Origin of the sequence: Rhizobium sp. YS-1r (assembly GCF_000757525.1) — a bacterium.
In the GTDB taxonomy this organism is placed as follows: Bacteria; Pseudomonadota; Alphaproteobacteria; order Rhizobiales; family Rhizobiaceae; genus Neorhizobium; species Neorhizobium petrolearium.
The window spans coordinates 91,842-108,476 of the sequence record NZ_JPYQ01000004.1 but is presented as its reverse complement, the minus strand read 5'-3'; the positions used below and the strand labels follow the sequence as shown (position 1 = coordinate 108,476).

Annotated in this window: 14 protein-coding genes; 2 read left to right on the top strand and 12 right to left on the bottom strand. The window is 56.6% G+C overall.

Annotated elements, in window-relative coordinates; genetic code table 11:
- Nucleotides 1-312: 312 nt before the first annotated feature.
- The 10 genes from JL39_RS04225 to JL39_RS04180 form a co-directional block, all read right to left on the bottom strand.
- A complete protein-coding gene (locus tag JL39_RS04225) occupies nucleotides 313-969 on the bottom strand; it encodes a hypothetical protein (RefSeq protein ID WP_052182663.1) in 657 nt (218 codons plus the stop codon).
- A gap of 643 nt (nucleotides 970-1,612) precedes the next feature.
- Entirely contained in the window at nucleotides 1,613-1,879 is a 267-nt protein-coding gene (locus JL39_RS04220) for a hypothetical protein (protein ID WP_037146670.1), read from the bottom strand.
- A 657-nt stretch (nucleotides 1,880-2,536) separates the two neighbouring features.
- Complete coding sequence (locus JL39_RS04215; protein ID WP_037146566.1) at nucleotides 2,537-3,769, bottom strand: type II toxin-antitoxin system HipA family toxin; 1,233 nt, start codon at nucleotides 3,767-3,769, stop codon at nucleotides 2,537-2,539.
- Nucleotides 3,769-4,146, bottom strand: coding sequence for a helix-turn-helix transcriptional regulator (locus JL39_RS04210; RefSeq protein ID WP_037146668.1), 378 nt, complete (start codon nucleotides 4,144-4,146; stop codon nucleotides 3,769-3,771). The genes JL39_RS04215 and JL39_RS04210 overlap by 1 nt, the downstream gene beginning before the upstream one ends.
- A gap of 435 nt (nucleotides 4,147-4,581) precedes the next feature.
- Nucleotides 4,582-4,704, bottom strand: a complete 123-nt coding sequence (locus JL39_RS32750) for a hypothetical protein (RefSeq protein WP_280114081.1) — start codon at nucleotides 4,702-4,704, stop codon at nucleotides 4,582-4,584.
- A gap of 163 nt (nucleotides 4,705-4,867) precedes the next feature.
- Complete coding sequence (locus JL39_RS04200; protein WP_037146563.1) at nucleotides 4,868-5,110, bottom strand: hypothetical protein; 243 nt, start codon at nucleotides 5,108-5,110, stop codon at nucleotides 4,868-4,870.
- A 16-nt stretch (nucleotides 5,111-5,126) separates the two neighbouring features.
- On the bottom strand, nucleotides 5,127-7,199 hold the full coding sequence (locus JL39_RS30445) for an acyltransferase family protein (RefSeq protein WP_052182662.1): 2,073 nt from the start codon (nucleotides 7,197-7,199) through the stop codon (nucleotides 5,127-5,129).
- On the bottom strand, nucleotides 7,196-8,233 hold the full coding sequence (locus tag JL39_RS04190; RefSeq protein ID WP_037146561.1) for an NAD-dependent epimerase/dehydratase family protein: 1,038 nt from the start codon (nucleotides 8,231-8,233) through the stop codon (nucleotides 7,196-7,198). The genes JL39_RS30445 and JL39_RS04190 overlap by 4 nt, the downstream gene beginning before the upstream one ends.
- A 131-nt stretch (nucleotides 8,234-8,364) precedes the next feature.
- On the bottom strand, nucleotides 8,365-9,294 hold the full coding sequence (locus tag JL39_RS04185; RefSeq protein ID WP_037146559.1) for a family 16 glycosylhydrolase: 930 nt from the start codon (nucleotides 9,292-9,294) through the stop codon (nucleotides 8,365-8,367).
- Nucleotides 9,295-9,317: 23 nt separating this feature from the next.
- A complete protein-coding gene (locus JL39_RS04180) occupies nucleotides 9,318-10,472 on the bottom strand; it encodes a glycosyltransferase (RefSeq protein ID WP_037146557.1) in 1,155 nt (384 codons plus the stop codon).
- 356 nt (nucleotides 10,473-10,828) lie between these two features.
- Here JL39_RS04180 and JL39_RS04175 point away from each other — a divergent pair, with 356 nt between their 5' ends.
- Nucleotides 10,829-11,851 carry a glycosyltransferase family 2 protein gene (locus tag JL39_RS04175; RefSeq protein WP_037146664.1) on the top strand — a complete coding sequence of 341 codons (1,023 nt, stop codon included), beginning with the start codon at nucleotides 10,829-10,831 and terminating at the stop codon, nucleotides 11,849-11,851.
- 42 nt (nucleotides 11,852-11,893) lie between these two features.
- Here JL39_RS04175 and JL39_RS04170 read toward each other — a convergent pair whose 3' ends face one another.
- Complete coding sequence (locus JL39_RS04170; RefSeq protein WP_037146556.1) at nucleotides 11,894-12,964, bottom strand: glycosyltransferase family 4 protein; 1,071 nt, start codon at nucleotides 12,962-12,964, stop codon at nucleotides 11,894-11,896.
- Nucleotides 12,965-13,073: 109 nt separating this feature from the next.
- A complete protein-coding gene (locus JL39_RS04165; RefSeq protein WP_037146554.1) occupies nucleotides 13,074-14,399 on the bottom strand; it encodes an NAD(P)-binding protein in 1,326 nt (441 codons plus the stop codon).
- Nucleotides 14,400-14,725: 326 nt separating this feature from the next.
- On the opposite strand from JL39_RS04165, the gene JL39_RS04160 reads away from it, so the two are divergent.
- Nucleotides 14,726-16,635, top strand: a 1,910-nt coding sequence (locus JL39_RS04160; protein ID WP_244446835.1) for a hydrolase, incomplete at its 3' end; no start/stop codon positions are given.

Below are 16,635 nucleotides of genomic sequence, written 5' to 3'. Positions count from 1 at the left end.
CCGATCCAAAAAGTGGTCATCGGGAAACCTAGGCAAGATCCTCTATCCGCGGCGTTTTAGGACAGTCTACGGGATTTTCGCGACAGAGAAGCTATTCATTGGAGTTGATGGGCTGATGACACCGGACGAATTGAAGATCGTGCGTCGAGCTTATGCGAAGCAGATCACGGCGGCTGTTAGAATTGTCGATGAACATGTTGAGGCAGCTTTTGCCGAAGTGCCGCGAGAAGATTTCCTTGGTTCCGGTCCTTGGCCGATCTTTCGAATGCGGAAAGCCTACGTTCCGACCCCGACTGCCGATCCGGTCTACCTTTATACGGACGACATTGTTGGCATTTGGCCGAAGACGAGTGCGGTGCGGGCAAGTGCGCCGGAGGACGTCATGTCCAGTAACATTTCGTGCCCCTCGCGGGAGCGCTCGCCGACGCCCGCGAAGACGGAAATACCCCGGTAGCTCTCGACCATTGCATGGATGAGTTCTATCACGAGAACCGTCTTGCCGACGCCCGCGCCGCCGAACATGGCGGCTTTCCCGCCCCGGGCGATCGGCGTCAGGAGATCGATCACCTTGATGCCTGTGACGAAGAGATCGGAGACGCCCTTTTGAGTGACGAGCGCCGGAGGTTGCCGATGGATCGGGCGACGCGGCAGGCTGGCTGGAAATTCCCCGCGACCATCGACGGCATTGCCGGCGACATCCATCAGTCGTCCCAGGACCGCATCGCCGACGGGCACGTTGAGCGGCTGGCCGAGACGCACCGCCTCGTCGCCCCGCCGAAGCCCGCTGGTTGCCTGGAGCGCGATTGCGCGGACCGTGTGACGGTCGAGATGCGCCTGTACCTCTGCCAGCAAAGTGACGGTCTCGCCCTGAAGTGAAAGAGCTTCGTCAATTTCGGGAAGTGTTTCCGGCGCGAAGGTGATGTCGATCACTGCGCCGCGGATCGCTACGATTTTTCCCGATTTTGCCATGGCGATTCTGCCTCGAGTGAAAGCTGAACTCCACGTCAGACTGTCTCGACGAACCGATCGCTACATTGATTTTTGTCATCCCCCGTTTGGGAATTTACAGCGGCCCGTCGCGGAGCGTTCGCATGGCCTGAAATTCGAATACAGCATCCTGAGGATGATCCTGGTCCGGAACGTTCAGGATGTGTGTGGTTGGTGCACCGGATCGAATGCCGGAATTTTGTAGATCGATATGTCCGACGTCAACGATAAGTCTAGGCAACGACCGGCCCGAAGCAGCCGTCGTCGATCCGAAATCTCCATCTTCCTGCGGGCAGGAACCGCGGCCCACGCAACGCGTTGTGTGTCGGAAACAGAGGAGAAAGACGATGCTTAAGGGTGTTGTGTTGTGGGCGATGGGCGTTCCTATTTTCGTGATCATCCTGCTTTACTTGTTTGTCTTCTAGGCAGACGATCAAATTGGCGGAGTGCGCCGCCGGCAGGTGGCGGCACCACCATCAAGGATCCCGCAACTGCCGTGCGAGGACAGTTCTCGTTCCTCGATGTGATGATTTTGGTGGTGTAAGCGCTGCGTTCGTTTCAGCCGACCGAACGCGCCCGCATGGACGGGCGAAGTCGCGCTTATTACTCCGTCGGCCGGTCCTACCTAGTGCACGGACTGGGTGGCGTCGTCGTCGCCGAGGAACGAACGAATGCCGTCTCGTTCCGTCGTGGCGAGAAATTCCTCCCACGCCTCCTTGTCGCTGGTGAAACTGTCCTCCCACGTCGTCACGTCTTCTTCCTGCGAGATCACCTCGAGGGTCCACCCGTCGTTACTGCCGGCGAGCCTATGAATGTCCACTAGGACGGTAATACTATCGTCTTCGAATTCGCCGGAGAAATCCGAATGCTCCAGCTTTGGCTTTTTCGTCATAGGCACCTGCTCCTCATTCCAATGTCGCGTCCCCTGGAAAATGGGAAACCTCCAGCAGAACTGGTAGAATATTTTTAGTGGCCTCAACCTATCGGAGCAAGATTTTTCGTCTGCATTGCTGCAGAAGCGGTACATCCGTCCGCTGAGGCGGCGATTGCATTCAAAAGTGCTCCTGCGGCGATCATACAGATTACCCGCTTAAAACTGGAGGCGAGAACGTGCCGTGCCATCTCGGTTCGAGCGTTTGGTAGCCTGCGCATTTGGAAGCGGGGTGAGCCCGTCCATGCGTTGATGGTGCCGAACAGATGCTCGACTGTGCGTCGTCGGGCGCGCATGAGGGGCGGGTTCTCCTCCATCCGGGAATACATGGCTTTGATCAGATGCTCGTGTTTTCAAAGTGTAATCCATCGGTCTTGCCCGTCGTGCATTCGGCCCTGAGAGGACATGATCGACAAGCATTCCCCCGAATAGCGGCGCAACATCAGGCCCATTTCCTACGTGGTGTATCGGTATGTGAGTGCCTTTCCGGCAAGGCAGACGTACGTGTCGGCGCTGGCATCGTAGAGGGGAGAAATTTCAATCGGATTTCTAGCCCCATGAATAATCATAATTCATCATATTTGACATGTATATCAAAGATACTGTTCATTTTTGACATTAAATGGCGAGTGCAATCTCGGTCTGGTCGTTCACGAAGGCGGCTTCATATTCGCGCGCCGCCGCACCGGATACATCCACGGCTCGAAGAGCCTCCCGCCACTCTTCGGCGATCCTTCGAGCGGTCTGGCGGATCATCCGTCGCGCATCTGCCTCGACGACCTCGAAAAACTCGCAGGCTTCCAGCGCCAAATGGATAGACCGGTCGTGAGCGCCCCCCTCCAAGATCGCGGTTTCGAGATGTGGATTGCGATCAGGCGCCGGGTTCACATCGAAAACCGGGGACAATCGCCAGCGGCCCGACCCTACATAAAGAAAGCCGTGATTCTTCAGATGGTCATCCTTGTTTGATACGAGGATCGTGAAAATCAAACGCAGGAAGAGCTCGCGGAAATCCGCCTGTGGATAGGCGCCATAGGCACGCATGAAATCGACCATCTCCGTATATGAACCGAGTTCGGTTCCGGTCTTTCCCAGCGCGGTTCGCGCCGAGATATAGGGAATCCGTGCGGTGTCGCGACGGTCGAACCGCTGAATCAGGGCGACCGGAAAGGGCGTATCAGCGAGTTCCAGTCTTGCTTCCGGCGTCCGGATTCCACAAGCTCGGGCAAGGCGGAGCGTGGCGATCTCGACGCGCTCGATCGGCCCCTGGTCATGGACAGATGTGAATTTGGCCAGCCAGAGCGTCTCGCCATCCCGAACGTTGGCTTTGGGACGCGCGCCACCGGAACCGCCCGCACCGGCAAGCGCCTGCATCTGCTCAGCGGAGATATCCTTGCCCTGCTCATACGCCCGGGCGATGGCGGTAATGACCTCCAGATCGACAAGGCGTGGCACAGCATCAGCCGCCCCGCCCCGGATGATCTGTCCTTCATCATCGAGAAAGCGCAAAGCACCCTGCCGGCAGGTGTCATCGGACAGGGTTAGATATTCAAATTCAGACAGGCCACTGCCGTAGGCGCGCTCCAGAAGCCTGCGACCCCAGCTATCCGGAGCGGCGTCGGCAAAGGCGCCCACAAGCGCATCGCGCACGTTTCCGGACTGGCCAGACGCATGAAATGGCCCTGCATCAAGAGAAAGGCTCGGCTGCACGGCAAAGGAGCGCGGATTCTCGATCCAGGCCGGATCATAGGTGAAGGTCGAAAACTGCCGTGGCCCGGCTTTTGTGAACCGTAATTGACCAACCGGGGTCAGGCTCTCGCCGAGAACAACGTGCGCGTTGAAGTTGCTCATCAGAACGACGCTCCATCCGGATCGACGACATCAGCGTCATCCTTTGGCATCTCGCCCTTCGCCTTCTGTCTGCGCAGCATCGTGGCAAAAGATCGTCCACGACGCGGCTGGCGTTCACCAGCCAATGCCAAGCCCAGATCATCGTTGCGGATGTCGACCAAATCCGCCAGGCGGTGGACGAGACCAAGCACCACCAGGATATCGGCGAGCGTGCCGATACCGACGCCGGAATCCCCTTTTTCAAGACGGGCAACCGTGCTTGGCGACGTACCCGCGCGCACCGCCAGATCGGCGACGGTTATGCCACGTCGCAAGCGAGCGCCACGGAGGTCGTTTCCAAGCCTTTCAAGGGCGGCATTCGATTTCGGAGATCCCACGGTAATCATCCATATCCGAAGAATAATGTTTTATACTGTATCATATATGATGAATTGTCGAATTCAACAATACCGCAGCAGCGATCGTTTCAACGTGGAACAAAAAATGGTTGGAGCGCACGGCCAGGGGGATGGAACCTTCATCGCCCAGCCCTGCGACAGGGTGTTCTCGGACAGGCTCAGCCGACCGGCCGGCGCCTTGCTTCCGTAAGAGCCGATGCTGCTGACACACGCGCCGTGCTGCCTCCGCGTCCCGCCCCTCACGGATAACGATAGCCCGCATACCGATTTCCAGCTGTACCCAAAAAGCGCATCCGCTGCAGAGATCGCGCTTGCGGTCGGCATGAATGGTTGCGGCAAGGGGATTTCGTCACCATGGCTCCTGGTCCGGCATGTTACCTTCTTAGGGAGCCGAAAACGATTGATCTCAACTGTTCATTTTTCCCGAGCCAGCCCCATCGGTGAACGGTTGAAAGGAATAACAAGATCTCCACTTTCCGCGGTGGACGCAGTAGGTAGATCACGGATGATTTGTTGACCGATCGTGACCTCGCTCATCTTGCTCTTCTTTTTGATGGGCTTTCGTGGTCTGCGTCGAGCGGTGGTTTTGCCCGATCGGCAAGTGTTCATTCGTCTCGACATCTGCGTCTCCTGACCCGTATCCGCTTGGGCATCAAATTGGTGTGCATTAGAGGTCCGTCATATTGGGCTCGCGCGGCGCCTAATGCCGAATTTCGAGCATCTGGCCATGGCTGACGAAGCAAGACGGCAGAACATCCTTCAAGGCATCCGCGACAGATATGCTCGTTAACAGCCGACCGGCGTCGTCCATGATATTCACCCTCATCAGTGGCAGCGGCTCACCGCGCAGGAGATGCTGGGCGACCGTCGCGCGGATTTCGGCGGTCGTGTCCGCAACCGCGGCTTCAAGCGTCACACATTCGACCCCCAAGGGGTCGACCATTCTGCTGCCAGCAAGTTCAAGGTAGAAAAAAAGTCGCACGTGTTGGCTCATTTGTGCTCGGGGTTGGAACGGTACGTCGCGTTTGACGCGAAAACGGTGTCCTTTTCTTTCGGTTCGCATCCGGTGGGTTCAGCCAATCCGGCAGCGTTCGAATAAGTGCGGACAAAACCAAGGGACCGAATTTTGCTCCGCCGGCCTCGCTCCAGTGGTCTGCATCCATGAAATAGACGTGCCGGCAGTCCAAAATGTCGTTGCGCGGGTCGAAATTCACAGCACTGATCGTGGAGACGTAGGTGATCTGATGTTGGTCTGCCATGGAGCGGGCCATCTCATCGAGATGTCTGTAGGAGGGAATGACGAACGGATTTGGGAGAGCTGCCAGTCCATCGCAACCTCTGGCGACCAGTTGGTTCTGTGTGACATGGGGATCGATCCATGGTCCCAGCCAAACCATCGGGGTGTGAAGGGAGAGCTTGCGCAGGTAGGAGAGCGTCAAGGTTATGCGCTGGCGGCTCGCATCGAAGGAGCGTCCATCGTAGCGGTGGAACATGTCCCTGCTGCCGATCGTGCCGTCCGGGGCGTCGAGCAGGTAAAAGCCGGCCTGCATGTAGACGATGAGCGAAATCGATGAGGAATGTTCCTCGGCGAAATCAAGCAGGGTGTCATAGAAGCACTGGGGATTGCTTTCGACGGCGCGGCAGAAGCCCTTGCTTAATCCAACGACAAAGGGGCGCTGCGAAATGGGAGCTAGGGCATCGAAGAGATTTCCCGCGTGGGAGTCCCCGACGATCATCAGGGCCGGACCATGACGGGCTGCGCAGGCGGCGAACTGGTTCTTGAACACCTGGTTCATCTCGGCTGTGCGGAAAATGCAGTCCGTCAGCCTATTCCCATCGGCGATTTCGTCGACGCGTCTCTTTTCAGTCAACAGATTTCGATAGACGACAGCTTGCTCCGGCGAAAGCCGCGCCAGGGTCCAGGCCGGAAACCCTGACTTGACGTGAATGACGGCGCCAACGCAGATCAAGATCAAACTGCCGAATGTCGCACCGGCAAACACTTTGCGCGAACTGAAGCTCGCCTTTCTGACCGGTTGTTCAACAAATTTCCAGGAAAGCGCGGCCAGAAGAACGCTCAAAGAAATCAGCCCGAGCATTTCCAGCCACGAGGGCTCGGCCGGTTGCGCGTATCGGTAAAGCGCAAAGATCGGTTGATGGACGAGATACAGGCTGTAGCTGATCAGTCCGATGCCAACAGCTAGCCTGGACGATAGAAGCCGAGCCGCGGGGGTCGAGGAATGCGCATACCGGATGACAAGCACTGATCCGCACACGGGTATCAGTGCGAAAATCCCGGGAAAGGGCGTTTCTTGGTTCAGCCGGAGCACGGCATAGACGATGAGGAGCAGTCCCAAAACCGCGCCGAGCGACGCGATGCCACCGTTGAGACGGGGATATCTTGTTTCATAAAGCGCCAGCAAGGCGCCGGCCAGCAGTTCCCACATCCGAAACGGCAGAAGAAAGAACCCGCTTACGGGAAATGTCGTTGAAACATATTGCGCAGCGCAAAAGCTTGCGAGCGTCAGCGATGAAAGAATGAAGAAGGTGGCGGAAAAACTCCAGCGCTTCGTCAAGATCAGCAGCAGCGGAAATAGGACATAGAATTGCTCCTCGACCGCGAGAGACCATGTGTGGAGCAGCGGTTTCAGTTCCGCGTTCGGGGCAAAATAATCCGTTTCAAACCAGAAGAGCAGATTCGATGAAAAGGTTAGCGTCGCGACCACGCTCTGGCCGAAGTCCTTGAAGTCGTCGGCATAAAGCGTGAAGGCTGAAAGGACGGTACTCACGATGATGGTCGCGAGCAGAGCCGGGTAGATGCGCCGAATGCGACGATTATAAAAGCCTACCACCGAGAAGAGCCCGTCGTGAACCTCTCTCAGGATGATCCCCGAAATCAGGTATCCGCTGATGACAAAAAAGACGTCTACCCCGACGTAGCCGCCCGTGAAGGGCCATATGCCGGCGTGATACAGCAGCACCGAAACAACAGCGACAGCCCTAAGCCCATCGATTTCCGGTCTATAGCTCATGCAACGAGCTCCTTCGGAGCAGTGTTGAGCTCATCGCACGCTTCAAGATACCAGCTGACAAAGGCCTCGACGCCGACATCAAGCGTCGTATCCGGTTTGTAGCCGGTCAGCGCATAAAGCAGATCAGGGCTGGCAAACGTATGCGGTACATCGCCTTTCTGCATCGGAAGAAGTCTTCGCCTCGCGGTGCGACCGAGGGACTTTTCGACCGTCTCCACGAACGTCATCAGGGTTTGCGGCTGACCGCCCCCGATATTGATGATCCGGAAGGGTGCCTGATGAGACAGTGTTTCGACGCGGGCATCCGCGATGCGGCTTGGTTCCGACGGGACGATTTTCGAGAGGCGAACCACAGCTTCCACCAGATCGTCGATATAGGTGAAGTCACGGCTCATTGCGCCTTCGCCGTATATCTCGATTGGCTGGTCTTCCAGGATGTTCTTGACGAACTTGAAGAGCGCCATGTCCGGTCTGCCCCAAGGCCCGTAGACGGTAAAGAAGCGGAAGGCGGTCGTCGGTATCTTGTAGAGATGCGAATAGCTGTGGGCCATCAGTTCCATCGACTTCTTCGTGGCCGCGTAGAACGTCAACGGCTCGTCGGCGCGGTCCGTTTCGCGAAACGGGATGGACGCATTTGCGCCATAGATCGACGAGGTGGAAGCAAGCATGAGGTGGCCGATCCCGACCTGTCTGGCAATCTCCAGAATGTTCCAGGACCCTTCGAGATTCGACGATAGATAAGCTTTGGGGTTTTCCAGGCTGTAGCGAACGCCGGCCTGCGCTGCCAGGTGTATGATCACATCCGCGTCGGCTTCTGCGATGGCCTTCTCCACAGCCTCGCGGTCTTCTAGCATGGCGATGACCGGGTGGAATGCCGGGAACTGCGCCAGGGCCGCATGCCGCATCTGCTTCAGCTTGATGTTGTAGTAATGGGTCATCCCGTCGAGGCCCGTGATCGTATGTCCGTCCTGCAGCAGCCGTCGAGCAAGATGGAAGCCGATGAAACCGGCGGTGCCCGTGATAAAGTATCGCATCCTATTGCCTCTGACGTCCTTTTGTGCCGGGATAGCTAAAGCTCTTCTGGGCAGGTTCATTGATGGGCTAGGCTTGTGGCGGAACCATCGGGCGGACCTGTTGTCCGCGATACAGACTGACCTCCGTTTTTCTAGGAAAAGACCTTGAAGTAATCGACGCGCATGTGGGTCGACCGGTCCTCAGACCGCAGCGGTCGTGGGAACGGCACGTCGGTGCGCAGCGCCAGGGTCAGCAGCGGCCAGAAGACATCGCCGTCGTTGTCCAGCTGACGTGAGCGGGTAATCGGCCAGTCTGCAGGTCTTCCCGTCCTTCGATCGACAACCGGCCTGCGCTCGAAGTAGGGGATGCAGCGGTTATCATCGACAAGCATGCCGTAGCGGTGATAGCCCTTCGTCATGTCAACCGGTGTTTCGACACCGGTGCTTTCGCTGTTTTGACCCGGCTGACCCCATTCGTGAAGATACGTGCCGTACAGCGTAGGCTCCCAACCTTTGTGCTCCACGATGTCCAGCTCGATGCTGGTCTTGGGCTGCAGAATGCTTCGCCCGTTCAGCATCCAGAATGCCGGCCAGGTGACGGGATGCCGGGGAAAGAGCATCCGTGCCTCAAAGTAACCTTTGCGCCATCCTTTGAGGATCGTGCCGTCTTTCCTCGCAGTCTGAATATTGCCGGAAATCCATTGAAACTCAGGCAATGTATTTCCGTAGTATTTTCGCACATTCATCGGCTTTCCGATGTAGCGGGCGGAGATTTGTAGAGCTTTCCCGTCCTCTGCCATGGGGTCGTCGACAATCGCATACGGGTTGAAGCCTTCTTCCCCGTCCTTTTTGGCAAAAGCGGACCGTCCATAAAAACCGGTGTCGGACGTGGTCGCTTTCGGGCCCGCGTCCCAAACCGACCAGTCCAGTGTGTGGAACCGGTCTTCGAAGACGACTTCGCGGCCAAGCGTGGGATCGTCGCCAAACAGCGCGGTGGCCGAGCTTCGATGAGAGGAAAAAGTCAGCCCAAAGGCTCCAGCGCAGCCTTTCAGGAGGCCGCGCCGCGACAATGAAGACATCATGGCACCCTTCCGTGGGACGGTGGTTACAAAAGTTCTCTTGCAGCAACCCGCAACGCATCGGCGTGAAGATCCACCACTCGCTCCGGGCTGTATCGGTCAATGAAGCCCTTGCGGAAATCGCTGTGGAGGCGTTCCGAAGTCAGGTTGTCGCAATAGTAGATCATGGCGCTTACAAGCGGTTCTCCGCCGCGAACCGGTACAAGCCGGCCGAGACGCTCATCCACGAGTATGTCGCTTGGCCCGAACTCGCAATCTGTCGCAATGACCGGCAACCCAAATCGCAATGCTTCGCATATGGCCAGCGACCAGCCTTCCCATCGCGACGTCGACACGTAGATATCGCTGTTGGCAAGTGCGGGCTGGGGGTTGACGGGATGATGCTCAATCGAGACCGCGTCGGAAAGACCCAGCCGATCGATCTCGGCGCGAAGAGCGGTTTCGCCGGCGCCATATCCGACGATCTTCAACTTCGCGTTCGGGCGGACTTTGACGACTTCGGCAAAGGCACGAAGAAGAATATCCTGTCCTTTTTGGAAGGCGAACCGTCCGACATTCACGAAGGTGACCGCCGCTTTGTCGCCGGCTTCTCCCTTGCCGGAAAAGTCGAACCTCCTGACGGGGTTGGGAACCCAAACCTGTGGCACCTTGCTGTGGAACATCCTCTTAAAGGCGTCCAACTGTTTTGGTGACGTTCCAAAGACATAGGATACTTTCCTCAGAAAATAGATGCGCATCAAAAAGAACAATATCTTCGCCTTCGCGTGGCTGCGCTCCCGACCGGGATTACCATGCAAGTGGATCGCAAAACGACGATCAAGGCCGAGGCATGCGGCCATGCAGATCACCGTCGGTTCGATCTGCGGTACCACCACGAGCGCATAATCCTTCGCCTTGACGACGCTTCGGAAGGTCCGCATCAACTCGAACCGGGTCTTTACCGCCCGATCAATGACGCTGTATTTTCGCGGCTCCGCCGGCCGGTTTTGATGGACGGACGTGTACAGAACGTCGATGTCGAAATCCTCGGCATATTTGTCAGCCAGCATGGAGCAGACGGCATCCACCACACGTTCAATCCCCGCAAAAGACTTCGTGCCGGGCTGAATATAAAGGATCTTAAGTCGGCGGTTCGGATGAAGCCCATCGCCCTTGCGCGGCTTGCCGTCCGTCATTTTCATTCGTCCACGTCCTCCGGCCCTTAGGTGACAAATCTCTGTCGAGAGCGAACAGTTTCTGGTTGCTGTACCTGCCTTCCGGCGAAGTGACAGCCGACCTGTTCACATGTTTAGGCACAGCTCTCGCCTGATGCGGTTGTCTTGTTAAAGATTTCCGCCACGGTATTCAGGTCGAAGCTCACGATATTTCTTCAAGACATTGCTGTTTGCCGCCGAATATTTCTCATTGATTCGACGATCCTGGATCTTATCAAAATGAGTTACATGCGCTGGCGGTTGCTAGTCCATTCTTGTAGACGGACGATAATTCACTTGCTATGCTGCTATGCAACATAAACTTTGTAGATAAGGTTTGCAAGGTGAAAATTAACCAACCAATTCTAAGCGTTATCATCACTTGTTATAATTATGAGCGTTATATAGGCGAATGCATCAAAAGCGTTATTTCGCAAGACTACGAATGGCTTGAAATTGTAGTGGTGGATGACGGATCTACCGATCGATCCTGGGAAAAGATCCAGGAATTCAAAGATCGGATCATCGCTTTGCGAACGGAAAATCGCGGTCAGCTCAAGACATCTTTGACCGGTCTGTCCTTATCGAAAGGTGATTTTGTCTATTTTCTGGATGCCGACGACGTCATTGCCGACGGTGCCATTGCGCAAGTTGCCCAATATCTGCGCCCCGACGTGTCTAAGATCCAGTTCATGCTTCTTCCGATCGATCACAACGGCGATCCGATCGGCAACGCCTTTCCCACGCTTCAGCCATCGGAGGACTCCGGCCCCCTTATCCAGTCGATCCGCAAGAGAGGATACTACAATACCCCGCCAACCTCGGGAAATATCTATCGGCGTGACGTCTACGAAGGTCTTGGCGAAATGAATTACGAACGAGGCATAGACGGCGTTTCATACCTCCTGGCCCCGTTCGTCGGGCGCGTCGTATCGATCGATAAGGTGCTTGGAAAGTACCGGATCCACAATTCCAACCAGTCCTCTTTTTCCGTCCTCACTTCAAGCCGCATGAAAGGCTATATAGACCGCTTCATGGGGCGCTTGCATCATCTGTCGCAGCTCGTCCAGGAACGGTGCGCGGCAGCTGAAAAAATCGAAGTTCGCAACGATTATGCCTATGTGATGGAGCTCAAGGCGATGAGCGTGGTGGTCGATGGCAAGCGGCCTGACTTAAGCCAGCTATCGGCCTATATCGGTGCTGTGATGCGCGAGAACACGGGCAAGAAGCGCCTTGCGCTGTTGCTGTTTGCGATCGCGCTCTTCGTCTTGCCGAATAAGATGGCAAGGCATATCGCGTCGATCCGCGTCGATCCTTCTCGATCACAGCAACTGCGATCGCAACTGAAGCGCGTTCTTTACGTCTGACGGCATGTGCGCCCGGGATGAAGCTGACGCACAGCCATGCGTTCAGACGCCCATTTTCCCGCTTGGGATTGCTGATCGATAGACGTCCATCGTTTCCCTGGCCACCCGATCAATCGTCAGGTAGTCGATCCTCAACTGGCTCTTCTCCTTCCAGGCGGTGATCTGCTCCGGCGACTTCAAAAGGTGGATCAACATCTTGGCCAGGGCCGATGGATCGCGCGGCGGCACGAGAATTCCCGCCTCGCCATGCTCGAGCAGTTGCGGAATACCATCCACCGCTGTCGCGACGATTGCGCATCCGGCCTCCCGCGCTTCCGACAATACCAAAGGTGCTGGATCGGCATGCGATGGCAGGACAAAAATGTCGGCCGCCAGCATGTAGGGGTAGGGGTCGCCGATCGAGCCGGCGAACGTGACGGCGGGGGCACATTTCAAAGAGGCTACAAGCTTAGTATACTGGTCGCGATGGGGCCCGTTTCCGACGATGTAAAGGTGCGCCCCAGGAATCTCCTCGTGCACGAGGTCAAATGCCTCAAACAGGTCCGGCAACCCCTTGCGCGGGTGCAGCCCGCCAACGAACAGGACGGATGGCGATTTCAGCGCTTTGGGCTCGCCGCTGCGTCCTTCCATGCGGCTTGATCCGATCGTTCCATTGAGCACGACCTTCAGCTTTGACGCCGCCACGCCACGTCGCCTCATCGAGCCGCCGACGACATCGCTGACGGCGATAACGCGAGTGCCGAGGCCCATCAGCGTCGCACTCTTTTCGAATTCGTTGTGCACCGTGGTCACCAGAGGGATGCCCTTGAGCTTGCAGATCGGAAAGGCAAGAACGGCGCTGGTCATCATATGCGCGTGAACGATGTCCACGTCGAACTTCCGGATGTGGCCATTCAGCCGGATCAGGGATCTGGCAAGCTTGGAGAACTTTCTTTCATGGTCGACCAGGAGTGTTGTAATCCCGCGCTCCCGTAAAAGGTGATCGAAATCGCCACCTCCGCTTGCCATGTAGACCTGGTGGCCGAGCCTGACCTGCGCGCAGGCAAGATCCACGGCTGCATGGACATTGCCGTTGAGACGCCGCGTATGATTGAGGATATGCAATATTCGCATGTTCGACCTCTCGCCGCCTGATCCGTCAAGACACGGTGGTAAAAATTGTGCTTCAGAGCGCGGCCTCTTGCAGGTACAAAGCGCGGCGCTCCGGCTTAAACAATCGCAATCAATGCTTCCCGATCGCCGTCTCGACGTCGATCGTGGAAACCCTGGCCGTTGGTTGATAGTTGAAAGCTCCCTGGCGACCCAATGATTCAATCCCAAAAGCCCGCAGTCTCACGATGGCATCGGCGGCGTCATCGGCCGCGCCTTTGCTGTAGATCGGATAGGCATTTGTCAGCGTCTGGCTGCCTTCCAGTTTCAGGTCTCCCCGGAACATGCGATTGGAACCGACATGGCGACGGAAATCGGCTTCCGCTTGCTCGGTCGACGCGACGGTGCCGGCGATCACCTCTACGGCAAAATATTCCCGATCCATGACCCGCCCATAAAAATCCGAATAAACGGTCAGTCGCTTCCACGAACCTTCATGCGAAAAGTTGTAGATGATGGATCGCTCAAAGCCGCGATCGCCGGAAAAGCTGAAGTAAAGCGAGATGAGCGTGATGGTCGTGAGACTTGAGCTGGGGGAGATTCCGCACAGTTTCTCGGCGACTTCGATCGGTACGGTCGAGATGATCCGGTTGGATGCGATGGTGCCATCTCCCAGGCAGAGCTCAAATCCGAAGGGGCTCTTGCGAATGCTCTTCATGGAAGCCGACAGCTTAAAGGCGACCCCTGCGTTTTGAAGTGTCTCGACGGCGGGCTGATAGAGGGCGGCGTATCCCTCCTTGGGCCGGGCCATCTGTCGGTTTTTCCGCCCTTTGCTTTTCCTGCGTTTGAAGGCGAGCCTGATCAGGTTCGTCAACGAGGCATATTCTGCAATCCACAGCATGCGCTTGCGGGCGAGTTCAAGATCGACCTTGTCGGGAGAAATCCCGTAGAAACGTCGCATATAGGTTTCCAGCCCGGAACGATGAAGCAGATATCCGCCGACCCAAAAGCGCGCGAAATCCCTCGCACTGTCCAGTCGCCTGCAAAACAGGCGTGCATAAAGCACCGAGCCGAAGATACGCAGCAAACCGACAGGGCCGGCTCCAACAATATCGTCCCGGATCGAGATCGGATAATCGGTGATTTTGCCCTGCGGGTTGAGCCTGCCCCAACTGGGATTGATCGGGATGTAATGCGCCAGCAGCTCCGGGAAATGCCGCAGCAAAGGTGAATCGTCCTGGAAGATCAAACTGCCAATATCGAATGTATACCCCTCCGGAGATGACCAGTCTATGTGGTTTCCGCCCACGTGGTCATAGTCATCCACGACAGCAACACGGTCTCCTTTTCTTGATAATATTGAGGCGCTAACAAGTCCTGAAATGCCTGCGCCAATGACGACGACGTCAAAATACTGTATCGAAGAAACGGGCATGATATGGGGTTTTGCGTCGTTCATCCAAACGCTCCATTTCGCCGATACAGTAACTGATTTTGATAGTATTATCGGTATGGCAAGGAGTCGATCCCGCAAAAACAATACCTTATAAATAGCTGTGTATGAGTATTTTTTGCAACGTCAATCGGAATAAAGCTGAAAGATTTCAGTTTTAACTTGCCTCTTGTGATTTGACGCTGCTACCGTTTCGCCAAATGTGAATTCACTGATCCTGCTTTTGCTGCCTCTCGACGATGCGCGTCGCTGGTCGAGATTGGGGCGAAATTAATCGACGGCGAAGGGGTTATTCAGTGCTAGGGAAACAGTTCGACCATATTCATCAGCCCTTGGAGGGTATCGGTCTTATTTCCACGGACGTGTTCGACACCCTGCTGCTGCGTCAGCCGCTGTCTCAGCGGTCGCGGATCATGCAGGGCGAGCGAAGATTTGCGCAGTTCTTGTGCCAGCAAGGCTATCGGGTTGGCGCCGAGCATCTTTTCCGAGCCAGGCAGCTCGCGGAAAAGCTTGCCTATCGTGCACTGAATGTCGGCGGCGGCGTTGGGGAAGTGAAGCTCTTCGACATCGTCACCCGCCAATTGATCATGCTCGGCCTTCCCCAATCCATGGTCGAGAAGCGCCTGGCCCTCGAAATCATGATCGAGAAGGCGTCTTTGTCTGCCAATGGGGAATTGGCGAAGATGCTGCGTCAGCAGCGCAAAGCCGGAATTCGTGTCGTGGCGGTTTCCGACACCGGATTGCCGACCGGTCTGTTGAAAGAACTGATCGATTATTTTCACGGGCCCGGTCTGATCGACAAAATCTACTCAAGCGCGGAAGTCGGGGCCAGCAAGCGACACGGTAGCCTGTTCTCGGTCGTACTTTCGCAGGAGAAGTCTGCGCCAGACAAGATGCTGCACATCGGCGACGACTACATAGCCGATTGTGAAGTTCCCACAAGGATGGGGATCAATGCGATGCATCTGCCCAAAGGGCGCTTCAAGCGATGGGCCGCTCGTGCCGACGGAGCACGAATGGAAACCATAAGAAGAGTGGGGCATCATCTGGTACGGTCGCAAGGACGTGTGCCCGATCTCGACGATCGAACGGCGTTTGGCCGTGAAGTGTTCGGCCCGATCGTCGCGCAGTTCTGTTTGAACATCTGGCTTTATGCCTCTCAGGCGGAGGCGCGGGACGACGCCACGTTGCTGTTTTGCGCGCGGGGAGGGCTTGGCATCAGGGAGGCGTTTGAGCGTCTGCTCGCCAGGCTTGACCTGCCACTTGGGATCCGGCGCGAGAACATCATGGTTTCCCGCCTGGTTGCTGCGCGTGTGGCGCTGATAAGGCGCAGCCCCGCTGTGCTTGACGAACTTGGCCGGGAATTTGAGACGAGAAGCTTTGCAGATGTGGCCAACGCTCTCGGCAGCAGGCGTTACGAGCTTCCGGCAGTCTGGCAGGACAAATTTGAGGCGCATCGCTTCTTTTCCATGCTGGAGACGCCTGAAGGTCGTATGATCATTGATGACGTCGCCAGACAAAGCGACCTCTTCGTGCGTCATCTGAAGACAATTGCCGGCGACGCCTCACGCATCGTCCTTTGCGATACCGGGCTTTATGGCAGTACGCAGCGGCTCTTGGCCGCCGGCCTGCCTGAACGAGCGTTCGAGACGATCCAGTTTGCCCGGTCTAATTACAAGGGCCTCAGCGAAGAGCATTTCCACCAGGTCTCAGGTTTGGTGGTCGAGAACAACCTTTACAATCCCCTGAAGGTGGAGACGGTCGTCCTGCGTTACTGGCAGATCATCGAAAGCCTGTTCGAACCGGCGATCCCTTCCGTTCGTCACTTTAGCGAAGCGGACGATGGTAGCGTTCGCAGCAATGCCGGCGAGACGGCTTATGGCATACTCGATGCAGCCGCCGGAAACCTGCTGCTAACGGGGGTTTTGCAGTATATCGATCGACTGCGGACAGGCTCGCAGGTCATGCGCGATGTTGACATCGCATGGCCACACCTGAAACGGGCGATAACCTATCCCGGCGCTTTCGATATGCAGGCACTGGCCGTCGGGGCTCGGTCAGTCGACTTTGGCCGACCTGAAAGCGTCCACGTCCTTCATCGCTCCGATGCTCCTGATTTCGCCCGAAGGGTGACATCGCTCAGGTCCCAGCTGTGGCGGGAAGGGGCGATCGCTCGCGATTTTCCCCGCCTGAAATCAGCGCTCTTGCCCGCGCTCGAGCTTGTCCACATCGTGCGGGGGGG

What these genes read in the sequence shown, in the direction of transcription:
- JL39_RS04170 (WP_037146556.1), bottom strand. Translation starts at nt 12,964, where the DNA reads ATGCGAATATTGCATATCCTCAATCATACGCGGCGTCTCAACGGCAAT.
- JL39_RS04220 (WP_037146670.1), bottom strand. Translation starts at nt 1,879, where the DNA reads ATGACGAAAAAGCCAAAGCTGGAGCATTCGGATTTCTCCGGCGAATTC.
- JL39_RS04185 (WP_037146559.1), bottom strand. Translation starts at nt 9,294, where the DNA reads ATGATGTCTTCATTGTCGCGGCGCGGCCTCCTGAAAGGCTGCGCTGGA.
- JL39_RS04190 (WP_037146561.1), bottom strand. Translation starts at nt 8,233, where the DNA reads ATGCGATACTTTATCACGGGCACCGCCGGTTTCATCGGCTTCCATCTT.
- JL39_RS04215 (WP_037146566.1), bottom strand. Translation starts at nt 3,769, where the DNA reads ATGAGCAACTTCAACGCGCACGTTGTTCTCGGCGAGAGCCTGACCCCG.
- JL39_RS04200 (WP_037146563.1), bottom strand. Translation starts at nt 5,110, where the DNA reads ATGGTCGACCCCTTGGGGGTCGAATGTGTGACGCTTGAAGCCGCGGTT.
- JL39_RS04165 (WP_037146554.1), bottom strand. Translation starts at nt 14,399, where the DNA reads ATGAACGACGCAAAACCCCATATCATGCCCGTTTCTTCGATACAGTAT.
- JL39_RS04225 (WP_052182663.1), bottom strand. Translation starts at nt 969, where the DNA reads ATGGCAAAATCGGGAAAAATCGTAGCGATCCGCGGCGCAGTGATCGAC.
- JL39_RS32750 (WP_280114081.1), bottom strand. Translation starts at nt 4,704, where the DNA reads ATGAGCGAGGTCACGATCGGTCAACAAATCATCCGTGATCTACCTACT.
- JL39_RS04180 (WP_037146557.1), bottom strand. Translation starts at nt 10,472, where the DNA reads ATGAAAATGACGGACGGCAAGCCGCGCAAGGGCGATGGGCTTCATCCG.
- JL39_RS30445 (WP_052182662.1), bottom strand. Translation starts at nt 7,199, where the DNA reads ATGAGCTATAGACCGGAAATCGATGGGCTTAGGGCTGTCGCTGTTGTT.